This is a genomic window from Streptomyces sp. P3, from assembly GCF_003032475.1.
Lineage (GTDB): Bacteria > Actinomycetota > Actinomycetes > Streptomycetales > Streptomycetaceae > Streptomyces.
In genome coordinates, this window is sequence record NZ_CP028369.1 from 6548722 (window position 1) to 6563897 (window position 15176).

At 72.7% G+C, this 15176-nt stretch carries 11 protein-coding genes; all 11 read right to left on the reverse strand.

The genetic code is table 11. The annotated features are described in order from the left end of the window. The 11 genes from C6376_RS28780 to asnB are packed head-to-tail and all read right to left on the reverse strand — an operon-like array spanning position 1 to position 15173. Positions 1-1284 carry a DUF4910 domain-containing protein gene (locus tag C6376_RS28780; RefSeq protein ID WP_107446077.1) on the reverse strand — a complete coding sequence of 428 codons (1284 nt, stop codon included), beginning with the start codon at positions 1282-1284 and terminating at the stop codon, positions 1-3. Then, entirely contained in the window at positions 1272-2297 is a 1026-nt protein-coding gene (locus C6376_RS28785; protein ID WP_107446078.1) for an NAD(P)-dependent oxidoreductase, read from the reverse strand. The genes C6376_RS28780 and C6376_RS28785 overlap by 13 nt, the downstream gene beginning before the upstream one ends. Before the next feature lie 3 nt (positions 2298-2300). After that, positions 2301-2948, reverse strand: coding sequence for a PIG-L deacetylase family protein (locus C6376_RS28790; RefSeq protein WP_107449251.1), 648 nt, complete (start codon positions 2946-2948; stop codon positions 2301-2303). Further along, complete coding sequence (locus tag C6376_RS28795) at positions 2945-3754, reverse strand: glucose-1-phosphate cytidylyltransferase (protein ID WP_107446079.1); 810 nt, start codon at positions 3752-3754, stop codon at positions 2945-2947. The genes C6376_RS28790 and C6376_RS28795 overlap by 4 nt, the downstream gene beginning before the upstream one ends. Next, on the reverse strand, positions 3751-4986 hold the full coding sequence (locus C6376_RS28800; protein ID WP_107446080.1) for a class I SAM-dependent methyltransferase: 1236 nt from the start codon (positions 4984-4986) through the stop codon (positions 3751-3753). Before C6376_RS28800 ends, C6376_RS28795 begins: the two co-directional genes overlap by 4 nt. After that, complete coding sequence (locus tag C6376_RS28805) at positions 4983-6257, reverse strand: glycosyltransferase (RefSeq protein ID WP_107446081.1); 1275 nt, start codon at positions 6255-6257, stop codon at positions 4983-4985. Before C6376_RS28805 ends, C6376_RS28800 begins: the two co-directional genes overlap by 4 nt. A gap of 2 nt (positions 6258-6259) precedes the next feature. Then, entirely contained in the window at positions 6260-7507 is a 1248-nt protein-coding gene (locus C6376_RS28810) for a hypothetical protein (RefSeq protein ID WP_107446082.1), read from the reverse strand. 1 nt (position 7508) lies between these two features. Then, positions 7509-9035 (reverse strand): right-handed parallel beta-helix repeat-containing protein, encoded by a 1527-nt coding sequence (locus C6376_RS28815; RefSeq protein ID WP_107446083.1) that lies wholly within the window; start codon positions 9033-9035, stop codon positions 7509-7511. Positions 9036-9047: 12 nt separating this feature from the next. Next, positions 9048-11024, reverse strand: a complete 1977-nt coding sequence (locus tag C6376_RS28820) for an alginate lyase family protein (protein ID WP_107446084.1) — start codon at positions 11022-11024, stop codon at positions 9048-9050. Then, entirely contained in the window at positions 11021-13219 is a 2199-nt protein-coding gene (locus tag C6376_RS28825; RefSeq protein ID WP_107446085.1) for a bi-domain-containing oxidoreductase, read from the reverse strand. Before C6376_RS28825 ends, C6376_RS28820 begins: the two co-directional genes overlap by 4 nt. A gap of 28 nt (positions 13220-13247) precedes the next feature. Beyond that, the gene (gene asnB, locus C6376_RS28830) at positions 13248-15173 is read right to left on the reverse strand and encodes an asparagine synthase (glutamine-hydrolyzing) (RefSeq protein ID WP_107446086.1); all 1926 of its coding nucleotides are present in this window, start codon (positions 15171-15173) and stop codon (positions 13248-13250) included. Positions 15174-15176: the final 3 nt, after the last annotated feature.

Consider the following 15176-nt stretch of genomic DNA (forward strand, 5'->3'; position numbering starts at 1 on the left):
TCATGCCTTGATCAGCTCGGCGTCGTGCAGGGCGCCGGCCGCCGCGGCGACGGTGTCGAACGGCAGCCCGGACCGCTCGGCGACGTCCAGCAGACTGTGCTCGCCGTCGGAGAGGCTGAGCACCCAGAGCATGGCCATCTGGGCCTCTTTCGCGTCGCTGCGGCCCCCCAGCGACTCGTACAGCCCACGCCGTCCCAGCTGCGGTTCGCCATAGGGACTGAGGTTGACGTACCGCCGGTTGCGGTCGAGGACGGCGAACGCCTCGCGGCAGACGGCGAGGGTGTCCTCCATCGCCTCCGGCGAGACGAAGTCGGGGTTGTCCGCCGAGGTGTGGTACTCGGGGTAGCCCGCGTACGGGGTCCGGCTGAGCGAGCCCACGCCGAGATCGAACCCCGGCGAGCAGTACTGCCGCTCGTCGTAGCCGTACGGGGTGAACTCCTTGACGTCGTGCGGCCGTCCGGAGACGGCCAGCACATGGCGCAGCACCCGGTCGATCTCCGCGTCGCCGCGCCGGCTCTGCTTGTACGTCAGATGGCCCCGGTCGCCGGCGCAGGCCAGCACCAGCCCGTGCTTGACCCGTTCCACCCGTTCCGCGTTGCGCGCCAGCCAGGTGATCGCCCCGATGGTGCCGGGCGCGAAGATGAACCGGTAGGTGTAGTACGGGCCCTGCTCCGCCAGCGCCCGCGCGAGGAACACCGCCACCGCGACGCCGGCCAGGTTGTCGTTGGCCAGCGACGGGTGGCAGACGTGGCAGGAGACGATCACCTCGTCGGCGACCTGCCCGGGGACCACGTGCTCGGCGTAGGTGAGATGGCCGTCGGCGAGCGTCGAGTCGACGCGCACCTCGTACTCTCCGTCCGGCAGCGCGTCCAGGGTCTCCTGGGCCAGGCAGAACCCCCACTCCGGCTTGTAGTAGCTGGTGCGGTACGGCACCCAGGACGGGTGGTCCGGCAGGGTGTGCAGGTGTCCGCGCAGCTCGTCCAGCGACATGGTCGCCGACACCGGCACGCTGTAGCCGAGCACGTGCAGGCTGGACGCGGCGAAGTCGACGACCCGCTTCCCGGCGGCGTCGGCGATGTACGCGTCCCGGATGTTCCACTCCTGCGGCACCGTCCAGTCGAGCACCCGGGTCCCCGTCGGCACCTCGTGCACCCGCAGCGGGACGTACTCGCCGACGATGTCCAGGGTGGCGCGCACACCGTCGCCGGTGATGCTCCGGCACAGCGGGTACAGCCGCTCCACCAGAGCGTGCATCTCCTCGCCGGCCACGGTCATCGGCGCCACCGCAGGGTGTCGTCGACGGCGCCGGCGTCGGACGCCGCGCGCAGTACCGCGAGCCGGGTGAAGCGCTGCTCGAAGGTCTCCCGGGTCAGTCCGTGCTCGCGGTAGGCGTCCGCGAGTTCGAGCGCGCCCCGCTTCACCGACCACTCGCAGTCGAAGCCGGGGATCGCCGTGCGGAACCGGGAGAAGTCCACCCGGTACGACCGCGGGTCGGCGCCGTTCTCCCCGGTGATGACCACTTTCGCGCCGGTCACCGCCTCGGCGACCTGCCCGGCGATCTCGGCGACCGTGACGTTGTTGGTCTCGCTGCCGATGTTGAACGCCCGGTCGTGCACCGCCTCGCGCGGCGCGACCAGCGCGGCCGCGAAGGCGCGGGCGATGTCGGCGGCGTGCACCAGCGGGCGCCAGGGCGTGCCGTCGGAGAGCACGAGCACCTCGCCGGACAGGAGCGCGTGACCCACCAGGTTGTTCAGCACGATGTCGGCGCGCAGCCGGGGCGAGTAGCCGAAGGCGGTGGCGTTGCGCATGTACACCGGGCTGAAGTCGCCGTCGGCGAGCGCGTGCAGGTCGTCCTCCACCCGCACCTTGGACTCCGCGTACGGCGTCACCGGGCGCAGCGGGGCGTCCTCGGCGACCAGGTCGTCGCCGCCGGCGGCGCCGTACACCGAGCAGGTCGACGCGTACAGGAAGCGCCCCACCCCGGCCTCGCGGGCCAGCCGGGCGAGCCGCACGGACGCGTGGTGGTTGATGTCGTAGGTGAGTTCCGGCGCCAGCGATCCCAGCGGGTCGTTGGACAGCGCGGCCAGGTGGATCACGGCGTCCACCCCGGCCACGTGCTCGGCCGTGACGTCGCGCAGGTCCACCCGGTGCCCCGGCGGGTCCGCGGGCGTCGGACCGAGGACGCAGTCGGCGAACAGGCCGGCGTCGAGACCGACCACCTCGTGCCCGGCGGCCGTGAGCACGGGGGCCATCACGGTTCCCAGATAGCCCTGGTGTCCGGTCAGCAGTACGCGCATGGTTCATTCCCCCAGGTCGAGAGTGAGTTTGGTGACGGCGAACGCCTCGGCGTAGCGCGCGTGGCATTCGATGCCGCGGATCCGGGCCAGCCCGAGGAAGGCCTCCCGGTCGTACCAGGGCCGGTGCCGCTGCGAGGGGTAGTGCTCCTGCAGCAGCCGCACCTTCTGTTCGGCGATCTCCGCGGACAGCGGCTGGTACCCGGACGGACGGCCGAGATCGCCGTCCCACTTGACGATCTCGTAGCCGAGCACGAGGTGGTCGCGGAACGCGGTGCGCACCAGTTTCGCCAGGCCGCGGTGATCCTGGTGCGCGTCGTCGGTGCGCGGGGCGAGGACGAGATCCGGTTCGGTCTGCCCGCGCAGCTCCTCCACCGCGTCCTTCGCCTCGCCCCAGTGCGACGGCAGCCGGCCGTCGGGCAGCTTGAGCACGGTCAGCCGCAGGTCGGCGCCCGGGCAGAAGGCCGCGAGCGCGGCCCGCTCCTCCTGCTCGCGCTCACCCCCGCCGCCGGAGAGCACCAGCGCGTCGACGCGGATGCCCGGCCGCGCGAGGCACAACGTCAGCAGGGTGCCGCCGGCGCCGATGGCGATGTCGTCGCAGTGCGCGCCCACCGCGACGATCCGGTCCAGGCGCCCCGCGCCGAGCCGGATCACGCGGCCCCCGTCCCGGCGCCCGCCCGGGCACCGTCCCGTTCCCACACGGCCCACGGGCGCTCGCCCCGGGCGTACGCCTCGTCGAGCGCGGCCCGCTCCTTCACCGTGTCGGTCGGCTTCCAGAAGCCGCGGTGCTGGTGCGCCACCAGCCGCCCGCGCTTGGCCAGTTGGGCGCATCCGTCGGCCACCAGGTCACCGCCCTCCGGGATGTGGTCGAAGACCTCCTGACGGAGCACGAAGTAGCCGCCGTTCTCCCACAGCGGCATGTCGCTCACCGCGGTGATGCCCCCCACCAGGCCGTCCTCGCCCAGATCCACGCAGTGGAACGAGGACTGCGGCGGCACCACCATCATCGACGCACCGGCGTCGCGCCGGGCGAAGTTGTCGATCATCTCCGGCAGCGGGGCGTCGGTCAGCACGTCCGCGTAGTTGGCGAGGAACATCTCGTCGCCGTCCAGGTGGTGCCGCACCCGGCGCAGCCGCTCCCCGATCGGCGACTCGATGCCGGTCTGCGCGAACGTGATCGTCCAGTCCGAGATGTCGGTGGACAACAGCTCCGTCCGTCCGCCTCGCAGCACGAAGTCGTTGGACGTCGTCTCCTCGTAGTTGAGGAAGAAGTCCTTGATGTGGTGGGCCCCGTACCCGAGGCACAGGACGAACTCCGTGTGCCCGAAGTGCGCGTAGTAGCGCATGACGTGCCAGATCAGCGGTCGCGGCCCGACCATCGCCATCGGCTTGGGCACGTCGTCCGCGGCGCCGCTGCGCATCCGCATCCCGTAACCGCCGCAGAACAGTACGACCTTCATGACGTGACCTCGACGATGCTCAGTTCCGGTATGGGAAAGACCAGCCGGCCGCCCCAGGCGTGCACGAACGACAACTGCTCGACCAGCTCGGCCCGCAGGTTCCACGGGAGGACCAGGACGTAGTCCGGCCGGTCGACGGCGATCTGCTCGGGCGCCAGGATCGGGATGCGGGTGCCCGGGGTGAACCTGCCGTGCTTGTAGGGGTTGCGGTCGACCGTGTAGGACAGCAGGTCTGGCCGGATGCCGCAGTGGTTGAGCAGGGTGTTGCCCTTGCCGGGCGCGCCGTAGCCGACGACCGTCTCGCCGCGCTCGGCCGCATCGATGAGGAACCGCAGCAGGTCCCTGCGCACCTTGGCCACCCGGGCGGAGAACTCGGTGTACCCGGACAGCTCCTGCAGCCCCGCGGCCTTCTCCCGGTCCAGTACCTCGGCCACCCGCCGGCTCGGCTCGCCGGCCACCTCGGCCGGCCGGGCCCACAGCCGGATGGAGCCGCCGTGCGTCGGCAGCAACTCGACGTCCACCAGCGCGAGTCCGCCGCTCGCCAGCGCCCGGATCGCGGAGGCGACCGTGTAGTACTGGAAGTGCTCGTGGTAGATCGTGTCGTACTGGTTCTCCTCGATCAGCGTCAGCAGGTGCTGCACCTCGATCGAGACCCAGCCGTCGTCGGCGACCAGGGCGCGCAGCCCCTGGGTGAAGCCGACCACGTCGGGGATGTGCGCGTACACGTTGTTGGCCACGACCAGGTCCGCCGGGCCGTGCTCGGCGCGGACGGCCGAGCCGGTCTGCGGGCTCAGGAACTCCGTGAGCGTGGGCACGCCCGCGTCCCGTGCCGCGGCGCCGACGTTCACCGAGGGCTCGACGCCGAGGCAGCGGATCCCCCGGTCCACCACGTGCCTCAGCAGATACCCGTCGTTGCTCGCGACCTCGACCACGAAGGCGTCGGGGCGAAGGCCCACCCGCTCCACGGCGTCGGCGACGAACGTGCGCGCGTGCTCCACCCACGAGGTCGAGAACGAGGAGAAGTACGCGTACTCCTTGAACGTCTCCTCCGGCGTGATCAGCGGCGGGATCTGCGCGAGCCAGCAGTCGGTGCAGACCCGCAGATGCAGCGGGTACGCCGGTTCCGGATCGTCCAGTCGGTCCGCGGCGAGAAAGCTCTCGCACGGCGGGGTCGCCCCCAGGTCGACGACGCTCGCCAGCGCCGCCGAGCCGCAGAGTCGGCATCGTGTCATCTACTGCCCCCATCCCGCTCGCGCGGGCGCCCCCGCCGCGAGCCAGTGCTGTTGTCCCCTACCGGCGGCGGGCTGTCCCCGCCGCCGGACCGCCCCGCGATCGCGGCGCGGTACCCCTCCACCAGGCGCTCCAGGCCGACGGCCGGGCTGAAGCCCTGCTCGTACCGTCGCCGGGCCGCCCGGCCCATCTCCTGGTTGCGGACCGGTCCGTCCGTGATCCGGCGCAGGCACGACGCGAGCGAAGCCGCCTCGCCCGGCCGGTGCAGCAGCCCGGTCACCCCCTCCTCGACGAGTTCGACGAAGGCGCCGTGCCCGGCGGCGACGACCGGGACCCCGGCCGCCATCGCCTCCACCACCACCAGGCCGAAGGCCTCCAGCCAGGTGGAGGGAACCACCACGGCCACCGACCGGGCGATGGCCTCGCGGCACTGCGCCGAGTCGTACAGGCCGACGTAGCGCACGTCGTCGCGGCCCGCCGCCCAGGCGGCCACCTCCCGCTCCAGCGGCCCCGTGCCCGCGATCACGAGTGGGACGCCCACACCGCCGCCGGCGGCGAGCTCGTCCCAGGCGGCCATGAGCAGCCGCACGCCCTTGGCCTCCGCGAGCCGGCCCAGGTAGAGCAGATGCTCGCCTGCGCCCACGCGGCGGTCGTCCGGATCGGGCACGAAGTTGTGCTTCACCGCCAGCCGTTCGGCCGGCATGCCGGACCGCACCAGGACGTCGCGCTGCGCGGCGGAGATGCAGAAGAACCGCTCCACGCCGGACCACCACCGCCGCCGGTTGACCGACAGACTGACCGCGAGCGGCACCGTCGCCAGCCGGGAGTTGCGGTAGCAGCCGTGCCGGACGGCGGGCAGCGGCGCGGTTCCGACGCACTCGGTGCACGGCCTGCCGTCCCGCTGCAGGGTGCCGGGCGGGCAGACCTGGGTGTAGTTGTGCAGCGTGGCGACGGCGGGCACACCGGCGTCGGCGCACGCCGCCAGCACCGCGGGCGACAGGAGCGGGAAGACGTTGTGGACGTGCACCACGTCCGGCCGCTCGGCGCGGAGCCTCGCGGCGAGTTCTCCGCGCACCGCGGGGTTCCACGGCACCAGCAGCGGTATCGCGGCCTTGCCCGGCAACGACCGGGCGGCGATGTCGTCGCTGCGCCGCTCGAACACCTCCACCCGGTGCCCGGCCCCGCGCAGCAGCGCCACCTCCTGGTCGACGACCTTGTTCTCCCCGCTCGGCTGCGCCGAGGCGTAGCGGTTGTGCACCACGACGACGTGCATGCTCAGGTCACCTCCGAAGTACGGGCCCAGCGCGGGACGGGACGTCGGGGCGCGTCGGGCCCCGACGGGGGAGCGGGTTCGGCGGGCGCCGCCAGCAGCGAGGCGGCCACGGCCAGGTGCAGGAGATACGGCGAGGCGTCGCCGAGACCGGCCTCGGTGTAGGAGGCGATCGCGCAGTAGCTGATCAGGAAGATCGCGCAGGCCCTCGACAGCGACGGCGGCCGCAGCAGCGCGACGCCGCCCAGCACGATGATGATCGCCGCCACCAGCGCGATGCCGGTCACGCCCTGCTCGTTGTAGACGGCCAGCCAGCTGTTGTCGATCGGCAGCCCGCCGAACGACTTGTCGCCGAGACCCGTGCCGAACAGGTGCTCCGAGGTCGTCCGGGGCGCCGCCAGCAGGGCGTTCCAGACCTTGGCCCGGCCGGTGAGGCTGGCGAAGTTCTCCTGGCTCTGCCCGCGCAGGAACCACGCCTGGAGGGCGGAGCTGAACCCCACGGCGGCCACCGCGCCGCACAGCACCGCCCAGGAGAAGACCCGACGGGCGGCGGCGCTGGTCAGCACGAGCGAGGTGATCGCCAGCGTCAGCGCGATGATCAGGCCGAGCGTGGCGGTGCGGGTGTGGGTCAGCGCGAGCAGGGCGAGGGAGGGCACGACGACCACCGCCGCGCTGGTCCGGTCGGCCCGGCGGCCCAGGAGAAGCAGCACGGTGAGCCCGGTGATCACCGCGGCGTACTGGCCGATCTGCGGCGGGGTGAGCGGCCACAACGCGCCCACCAGCCGCCCGCCGTAGAGGTCGGGCATGGCGGCGCCCGGTGAGACGACCAGGCCGGCGGCCACCGAGGCAAGCACCGCGAAGTACATCCGGATGTGGTGCCGGACGAACGTGGGGCCGCCGTCCCACCAGCGGCTGAGCAGCCACAGCGTGCCGACGAAGAGAGCCAGCCGGAAGCAGCGGAACAGCGCGCCGAGCCCGGCCCCCTGGTCCACGCTGGAGATCAGACTCGGCACCAGCAGCAGGGTGAGCAGGAACACGTAGGCGCTGGCCCGGATACGCACCCGGGGGTTGGCCACGAGCGCCAGCGCGAACGCGGCGACCAGCGAACCCATGGTGACCATCTGGATGAGGGACCGGGGCAGCGGGACGATGGTCACCGCCCCGGCGGAGCCGAGGGTGTTGAGGACGAGCAGCCCCCAGACCGTCCCGACGATCTTCGACGTGCGAGCGGTGCCGGTGTCCGTGGATCTCATCTCAACCACCCTTCCCGGCGCGGAAGCTGCTGCCCGCGTCCTGCCGGTACGGCGCGGCCCGCCACTGCTCGACACCGACCGTCCGGCTCGCGTCGTGGACGACGAAGGTCCACGGTCCGACGTAGACGTTGTCGTGCCAGCGGTTGTGCTGCCCCGCGGTGATCGCCTCGGCCACCCGCTCGCCCTGGTAGGGCGACCAGTCCGGATAGGTGCCGTAGTTGGAGAGCACCGCCATCAGGTCGCACTTCGCCGTGCAGCCGACGACGGACTTGTCCAGCACGAAGCGGTTGTGGTGGATGTCCACCCGCTGGGTCTTCCACCGGCAGTCGGAGTACAGCGGCGCTTCGGCGATCGCGGGCTGCACGCAGCGGCCGGTGTCCTTCACCAGCAACGTGCAGTCACCGGAGGAGGTGTTGGCCGGGCTGTTGCAGAACCGGTCGGCGTTCTCCCACAGGGTGATCCCGGACCAGTTGTTCTCCAGCACGTTCCGGTAGATCTCGATCCTGTCCGTGCGGGCCCGGACCCGCGGTTCGCCCCCCGACTCGGAGATGTAGACGGTCGCGAACGGGAACGTGTCGCCGGCGGCCGCGTAGGCGCGGCCCTCGACCCAGTTGTTCCGCCGGATCGTGTTGTTCCGGATGATCGCGTTGTAGCTGATCTCGTAGATCAGCGCGGCACCGTCGTTGTCCTCGATCAGGTTGCCCTCGATGAGGAAGTCGTTGTTGTTGGTGTCCGCCCACAGTCCGGTTCCCCGGTTGCCGTGCACCCAGTTGCCGCGTACGACCGCGCCGTTCACGGCCCAGAACTTGACGCCCCCGCTGCAGCCGCAGTCCGGCCGCTGCCGCTCCCAGTCGTCCGTGTTGTTGCCCACGATCTCGTTGCCCTCGACCACCAGCCCGCCGACATCACCGGCCTTGTACGCGTTCATCCCGTACTGGCCGTTGTCGCGCAGACAGCTGGCGCGGACCTGCTGGCGGGCCCCGGCCATCAGCCCGGCCCCGGAGTTGTCCCGGATCGTCGCGTGGTCGATCACCCACCCGTCGGCCGAGTCGTGGTTGACCACGCCCTCGTCACGGGGCGCGGCGAAGCCCTGCACGGTCAGATAGCGGACGGTGACGTCCGAGGCCGCGCCGCCGAACGCGTAGTGGTTGCTCCCCCGGCCGTCGAGCACCGCGCCCGGCGCCCCGACGTAGACGTCCCCTTCCTTCGGGATCACCTGGTCGTAGCGGTTCGACAGCAGCGTGTGCCTGCCGGGCCGAAGCCAGAAGGTGGTGTGCGGGGGACTGCTCTCGGTCTTCGCGGCCAGGTCGCCGGGCACCGCGGGGTCGACGCTCACCGCGCCCGCCGGCGCCTTCGCCGGCCCGGCGGCGGGCTTGGCGCACACCCGGGCCACGGACGTCGGGGGAGTGGAGGGCGCGGCGGTCGGTCTCGGCGTCGCGTCCGTCGTGCCACCGTCACAGCCGGCCGCCGCCAACACCAGCGCCAGCGCTGCCGCCGGCAGCGCCCGGCGCCGCCACTCGATCCGCACGCGCCCTCCCCCCTAACCCTCGAACCTGAGCACGGTGGTGAAGCCCTCCGCGCCGTCGGTGAAGCCGGCGCCGACCAGGGTGGTGGCGGGCTCCTTGCGCCCGAAGCCGGCGGAGTACCAGCCGAGCGGCGGGTCGCTCTCCCCCCGGTGCGCCGTCCAGGACAGCCGCCCGGGCAGGTCGAGCACCGCGGAGCGGTCCTCGCCGTCCCGCGTCCAGGTGAGCTTCGCCCGGTTCCCCGCCAGCTCGGCGCCGACCGCCGGGCCGAGGTGGAACGCCAGGCGCACGGCCCGCCGCGCACCGCGCACCTCGTCGACCACCCGCAGCTCCCCGCTCGCGGGCGTCAGCTCCACCCGGCGGCGGTGCACGGAGGGCCGGTAACCGTCGTGCTCGGCGCACCAGCGGACCGTCCCCCCGTCACCGGCGCCGGACGTGTCCGCGACCAGGACCCGGCTGCGCGCGTGCCGGGTCCACAGGAACGGGCCGCCGGAGACCGACTGGTCGGCGCCGTCCAGCTCCAGGGTGTTGTGGCCGAGGGTCGAGCGGAAGTACCGCCGCCACTCGGGCTGCCCGTGGTAGCAGAACGTCCCCGGGTCGGCGAGCACGTCTACCCCGTCGTGCCGCACCTCCAGGGACAGCGCGTCCGCGTGGGCGTGCGCGGCGATGGACAGGAATCCGTGCGGGCCGCCGTCGCAACGGCACCAGATCTTCTCCGGCCCCCGCAGGACGGTCATCCCGGCGTCGGAGAAATGGGCCGGCCGGCTCACCGGGCGGGACACGGCCGGCGTGGTCCCCGCCTTCGCGTCCGGCCGGACGAGCGCGGCCAGCAACCCGGTGCGCACATCGGTGCCGGTCACCTCCGGCCACCAGGCGAGCCGGCCGAACACGGCCTCCCCGGTGGCCAGCAGCGAGCCCCAGCGATCGGTGCCCGCGCCGTCGACGACCAGACCGTGCCCGTCGTCCGCGTCCCCCTGGCGCGGCGGCCGCAGCCGGTCGTCCACGACGGCCGCGAGCGCGTCGGTCATCCGCAGCAGCACCAGCCGCACCGTCGCGGGGACCGGCACGTTCGCGGCGTCCGCCTCGGCCACCGCGGCCAGACCGAGCTCCAGCACCAGCCCGTGGTACTCGCTCGCCAGCTCCCGGTTGAGACCGGACGGGAACGTGTTGGCGCGCAACTGCCGCTCCAGCGACCGCAGCGCGTCGGCCCGCCAGCGCGCCGAGGCGGGGAACCAGCCGAACGCGCAGGCCGCGGCGAACTGCCCGGCCGTCTCGGCGATGACGTGGTTGTTCGCCGACGATCCCCGGCTCGGGAAGGCCGCCAGCCAGCGCTGGTGGTGCCAGATCTGCCGGTGCGCCACCGGGTTGCCCTCGAACAGCTCGGCCGCGCCCGGCCAGCCGTCGAGCAGTCGGCGGACCCACACCCAGGACAGCAGCCGGATCCCCAGCTCGATGCCGCTGGTCCAGTGCACCCCGCGCAGCGGCGGGTTGGCCGCCCACCACGACCGCAGGTGCCCCGCCACCCGCTCGGCGTACCGCTCGTCCCCGGTGACCGCGTAGGCGGCGGCGAGCACGGTGAGGTGGTGATGCCGGGACAGCTCCCAGATCTGCTTGATGTCACCGACCGCGTCCTCGTCGCGGTACGGCACGTCGAAGGCGTAGCCCTCCGGTGCCCGGCGCCCGGTCTTCGGGTCGAGGAACCAGTCCGGGTCGGCCAGGTCGTCGCGGACCACCCCGAAGTACTCGGCGTGCCCCGCCATCAGGCGGTCCGCCTCGGCGACGAGCCGTTTCGCGGCGTCCGGCGGCACCGCGTCGAGCGTCCCCGCGGGCAGCGCCGCGGTGAACCGGGCGCCGGTCACGCCCGGGCCGTCCGGCGGCGCCGACCGCCACCGCCGCCTGCGCACCGTGTCGCCCACCCGGCCGCCGATCTCCCGCGGCCCCATCCGGGACAGCCGCCGCAGGTACCAGCCCGGACTCCCCGAACTCACCGTCATCGGGCCTCCGCGAGCGCCACCGGCGCGCCGCCGGCGAGGCCGGTCCGCACGGCGAGGGTGGCCGCCGTGGTGGCGACCAGCGACTCCAGCGGCACCGGCATCGGCCCACCGGTCCGCACGGCCCTGACGAACGCCGCCAGTTCGGCCGACTGGCCCTTGTCCCGGGCCTTGGGCAGCCGCGAACTGACCCACCGCTTGCGCCCGTACACCGAGGCACGGACGAAGTCGTCGAGCCGCAGGACCTTGCCGTCGGCGACCAGGTCCAGCGTCTCCTTGGGGAAGCCGGGCGCCCCGGTGGTGACATAGCTGATGGTGGCGGTGGACCCGTCCGGGTAGCGCAGCACGACCTGAAGGTCCTCGTTGCCGGGAGCCGCCGTCGCGTACACCGACACCGGGTCGGCGTCGAGCAGCCAGCTCGCCGTGTCGATGAAGTGGCCGCCCTCGCCGGCGAACCGCGAGCCCTCGGTGCCCTGGCGGAGGTACCAGCTGCCGTGATCGAGGCGCCCCGCGTTGACCAGGTAGCGCAGGCTCGCCGGTCCGGTCCGGGCGCCGAACCGCTTCCTGGCCTCGTTGAGCAGCGGCGCGAAGCGGCGGTTGAAGCCCACCTGCAGCCGGTCGTTGCCGGATTCCTCCACCGCGGCGAGCACACCGGCCAGCTCGTCCTCGGACAGCGCCAGCGGCTTCTCCACGAACACCGTCTTGCCGGCCAGCAGCGCCTTGCGGGTCAGCTCGGCGTGCGAGCTGTGCCGGGTGACCACGAACACCGCGTCGACCAACGGATCGCCGAGCACCGCGTCGAGATCGGTGGTCGCCGCGGCGAAGCCGAACTTGCGCTTGGCGTTGGCCGCCGACAGCGCCGTCGTGGTGACCACCGTGGACAACTCCACACCGTCGCGCTGTGCCAGGTGCGGCAGCAGCATCGAGGTCGCGTAGTTTCCGGCGCCGACGAACGCCAGCCGCACCGGCTTCCCGGCGGTCCGGGCCGGGGCGGGCGCCGCCGTGCCGCGACGCACCGCCGGCACGGTCACCGCGGGAGCCTCGGCCTCCGGCGCCCGCGCCGCGTCCTCCTGCTGCTCGGGGTACCGGAACAGCACGGCCACGGCCTTCAACTCGCCGTCCTTCAGCCGCTGATACGTCGGGACGGCCTCGTCGAAGTCGGCGATGTGGGAGATCAGGGGCTCCACGTCGACCCGGCCGCGGGCGGCGAGGTCGAGGAAGCACGCCAGGTTGCGCCGCTCGGTCCAGCGCACATAACCGATCGGGTAGTCCCGCCCCTCCAGCTCGTACGCCGGGTCATAACGACCGGGGCCGTAACTGCGGGAGAACCGGACGTCGAGCTCCTTCTCGTAGTACGCGTTCCACGGCAGGTCCAGGCGGCACTTGCCGATGTCGACGACCCGGCCGCGGTCCCGGCACAGCCGGGCGGCCAGCTCGACGGGCTGGTTGCTGCCGCCGCCGGCGGCCAGGTACACCTGGTCCACGCCGTGCCCGTCGGTGAGTTCGGCGACGGCGTTCTCCACCGCCGCGGACCCGGGATCGCCACAGGCCGCCGCGCCCAGCCGCTCGGCGAGCTCGCAGCGCACCGGATCGGGGTCGGCGCCGACGACGCGGACCCCCGAGGCGGCGAGCAGCTGCACCACCAGCTGCCCGATCAGCCCGAGGCCGATGACCAGGGCCACCTCACCGAGCCGCGACTCGCCCTGACGGACACCCTGCATCGCGATCGACCCGACGGTGCCGAAGGCCGCGTGCCGCGGCGCGAGGCCGTCCGGCACCGGGGCGTAGAGGTTCTTCGGCACCCAGTTCAGCTCGGCGTGCAGCGCGTGCTCGTTGCCGGCGCAGGCCACGAGGTCGCCGACCTTCACGTCGTCGATGCCGGCGCCGACCTGCTCGACCACCCCGCACAGCGAGTAGCCCAGCGGCGTGTACGAGTCCAGCTTGCCCATCACCTTGCGGTAGGTGGCGGGCACCCCGTTGGCGGCCACGCTCTGCACGACCTTGGCCACCTGGTCCGGCCGCGAACGCGCCTTGCCCAGCATCGACATGCCGGCCTCGGACACCTTCATCAGCTCGGTCCCGGTGGAGATCAGCGAGTAGGCGCTGCGGACCAGCACACCGTCCGCCTTGCACCCCGGCACCGGCACGTCGAGCAGCGCCAGCTCACCGCTCTTGTAGTTCTGTACGACCTGTTTCACCCGAAGTCCTCTTGTCTCTACGCCGTCGTCAAAGGGAGTTCCGGCCGGACCCGGAGGTCGCGCCGCGATACCAGTGCTCGAGGGTCAGCACATGCCACAGATGCTTGGAGAAGTCCCGCTGCCCGGCGGCGTCCTCGGCGACCATCCGCGCCAGCGCGTCACGGCGCAGGATCCCGGAACGGACGAGCTCGCCGTCGTTCACCACCTCACGCACCAGCGGCGCCAGATCCCGGCTCATCCAGGCCCGCAGCGGGGCGCTGAACAGGCCCTTGGGCCGGTACACGATCTCCCGGGGCAGGACCGAGACCGCCGCCTCCTTCAGGACGGCCTTGCCCTGCCGTCCGACGATCTTGCGGGCGCCGGGCACGGCGAACGCCGCCCGGACCACCTCGACGTCCACGTACGGCACGCGCACCTCCATCGACGCGGCCATGCTCGACCGGTCGGTGTAGGCGAGGTTCAGGCCCGGCAGGAACATGCGGGCGTCGCCCAGGCACATACGGTTGACGAAGTCGTCGAGGTCGTTGTCCCGGTAGACGTCCGCGTGCTCGGTCAGCACGTCGTCGACCGTCGGGGCCAGGTCCGGATCGATCAGGGCCAGCAACTCCCCCCGGTCGTACATGGTGTAGCTGCGCCGGAACGCGGTCTCCTCCGGCAGATCGGCGAAGGACAGGAACCGCTTCGCGAAACGCACCGACCGGTACCCGCGGCGGGCCGAGGCGACCGGCAGCCGGTCCACGGCCGCGGACAGACCGCGCCGCAGCGGCCGCGGGACGCGCTGGTAACGCAACGCCAGCAGGTTGGCCAGGTGCTTGCGGTACCCGGCGAACAGCTCGTCGGCGCCCATCCCCGACAGCACCACCTTGACCCCGGCCTCCCGGGCGGCCGAGCAGATCAGGAACGTGTTGATCGCGGCGGGGTCGCCGATCGGCTCGTCCAGGTGGTACGTCATCCGCGGCAGCAGGTCCAGCACGTTCGGGGCGATCTCGATCTCGCGCAGGTCGACGCCGAACCGCTCGGCCACCTGCCGGGCGTAGCGCAGGTCGTCCGGCATCGCCTCGAACCTGGCGTCCTCGGCGCGGAACCCGATCGTGTAGGCGGAGATCCCGGGCCGGTCGCGGGCCGCCAGCGCGGTCAGATAACTGGAGTCCAGCCCCCCGGAGAGGAAGGTCGCGACGGGCACGTCGGAGATCAGGTGGCGCCGGGTCGACTCCTCGACGACGGCCGCGATGTCCGGCTGCTCGCCGGCCAGGGCCCGCTCCCTGCCCTCGGCGGCGACGTCCCGCAGGTTCCAGAACCGGCCGCGCTCCACCCGGCCGTCGGGCCGGCACCTGAGCCAGCTCCCCGGCGGCAGCTTCTCCGCCTCACGGAACGCGCACCGCGAGTCGGGCACCCAGTAGTAGAGCAGCGACGCCACCAACGCCGCGTGGTCCACCTCCAGCGACCCGCCCGTCACGGCGGCGAGCGCCTTCAGTTCGGAGGCGAACACCAGGCCCTCGCCGCGCCGGAGCAGGAAAAGCGGCTTGATGCCCAGCTGGTCGCGGACGAGCACCAGGTCGCCCGTCCGCTCGTCGAAGATCCCGAACGCGAACATGCCGCGCAGCCGGGGCAGGCAGTCCGTGCCCCAGCGCCGCCAGGCCTCCAGCAGCACCTCGGTGTCGGACGTGCCGCGAAAGCGCACCCCGGCGGCCGCCAGCTCGGCGCGCAGCTCGGGCGCGTTGTACAGCTCGCCGTTGTACGTCAGCACGAGGCCGTCCGAGACCATCGGCTGGGCGCCCGTCTCGGACAGGTCGATGATGGCCAGTCGGCGGTGCCCGAGGTGCACCTCGCCGTCCCCGACGGCGTGGCCGTAGCGTCCCGCCCCGTCCGGACCGCGGTGCGCGAGGGTGTCGGTGAGCCGGTCGGTCACGGCCTTTCCGTCCGGCCAGCGGTAGGTACCTGCGATGCCACACATGTG

What these genes read in the sequence shown, in the direction of transcription:
- C6376_RS28785 (WP_107446078.1), bottom strand. Translation starts at nt 2,297, where the DNA reads ATGCGCGTACTGCTGACCGGACACCAGGGCTATCTGGGAACCGTGATG.
- C6376_RS28795 (WP_107446079.1), bottom strand. Translation starts at nt 3,754, where the DNA reads ATGAAGGTCGTACTGTTCTGCGGCGGTTACGGGATGCGGATGCGCAGC.
- C6376_RS28800 (WP_107446080.1), bottom strand. Translation starts at nt 4,986, where the DNA reads ATGACACGATGCCGACTCTGCGGCTCGGCGGCGCTGGCGAGCGTCGTC.
- C6376_RS28805 (WP_107446081.1), bottom strand. Translation starts at nt 6,257, where the DNA reads ATGCACGTCGTCGTGGTGCACAACCGCTACGCCTCGGCGCAGCCGAGC.
- C6376_RS28810 (WP_107446082.1), bottom strand. Translation starts at nt 7,507, where the DNA reads ATGAGATCCACGGACACCGGCACCGCTCGCACGTCGAAGATCGTCGGG.
- C6376_RS28820 (WP_107446084.1), bottom strand. Translation starts at nt 11,024, where the DNA reads ATGACGGTGAGTTCGGGGAGTCCGGGCTGGTACCTGCGGCGGCTGTCC.
- asnB (WP_107446086.1), bottom strand. Translation starts at nt 15,173, where the DNA reads ATGTGTGGCATCGCAGGTACCTACCGCTGGCCGGACGGAAAGGCCGTG.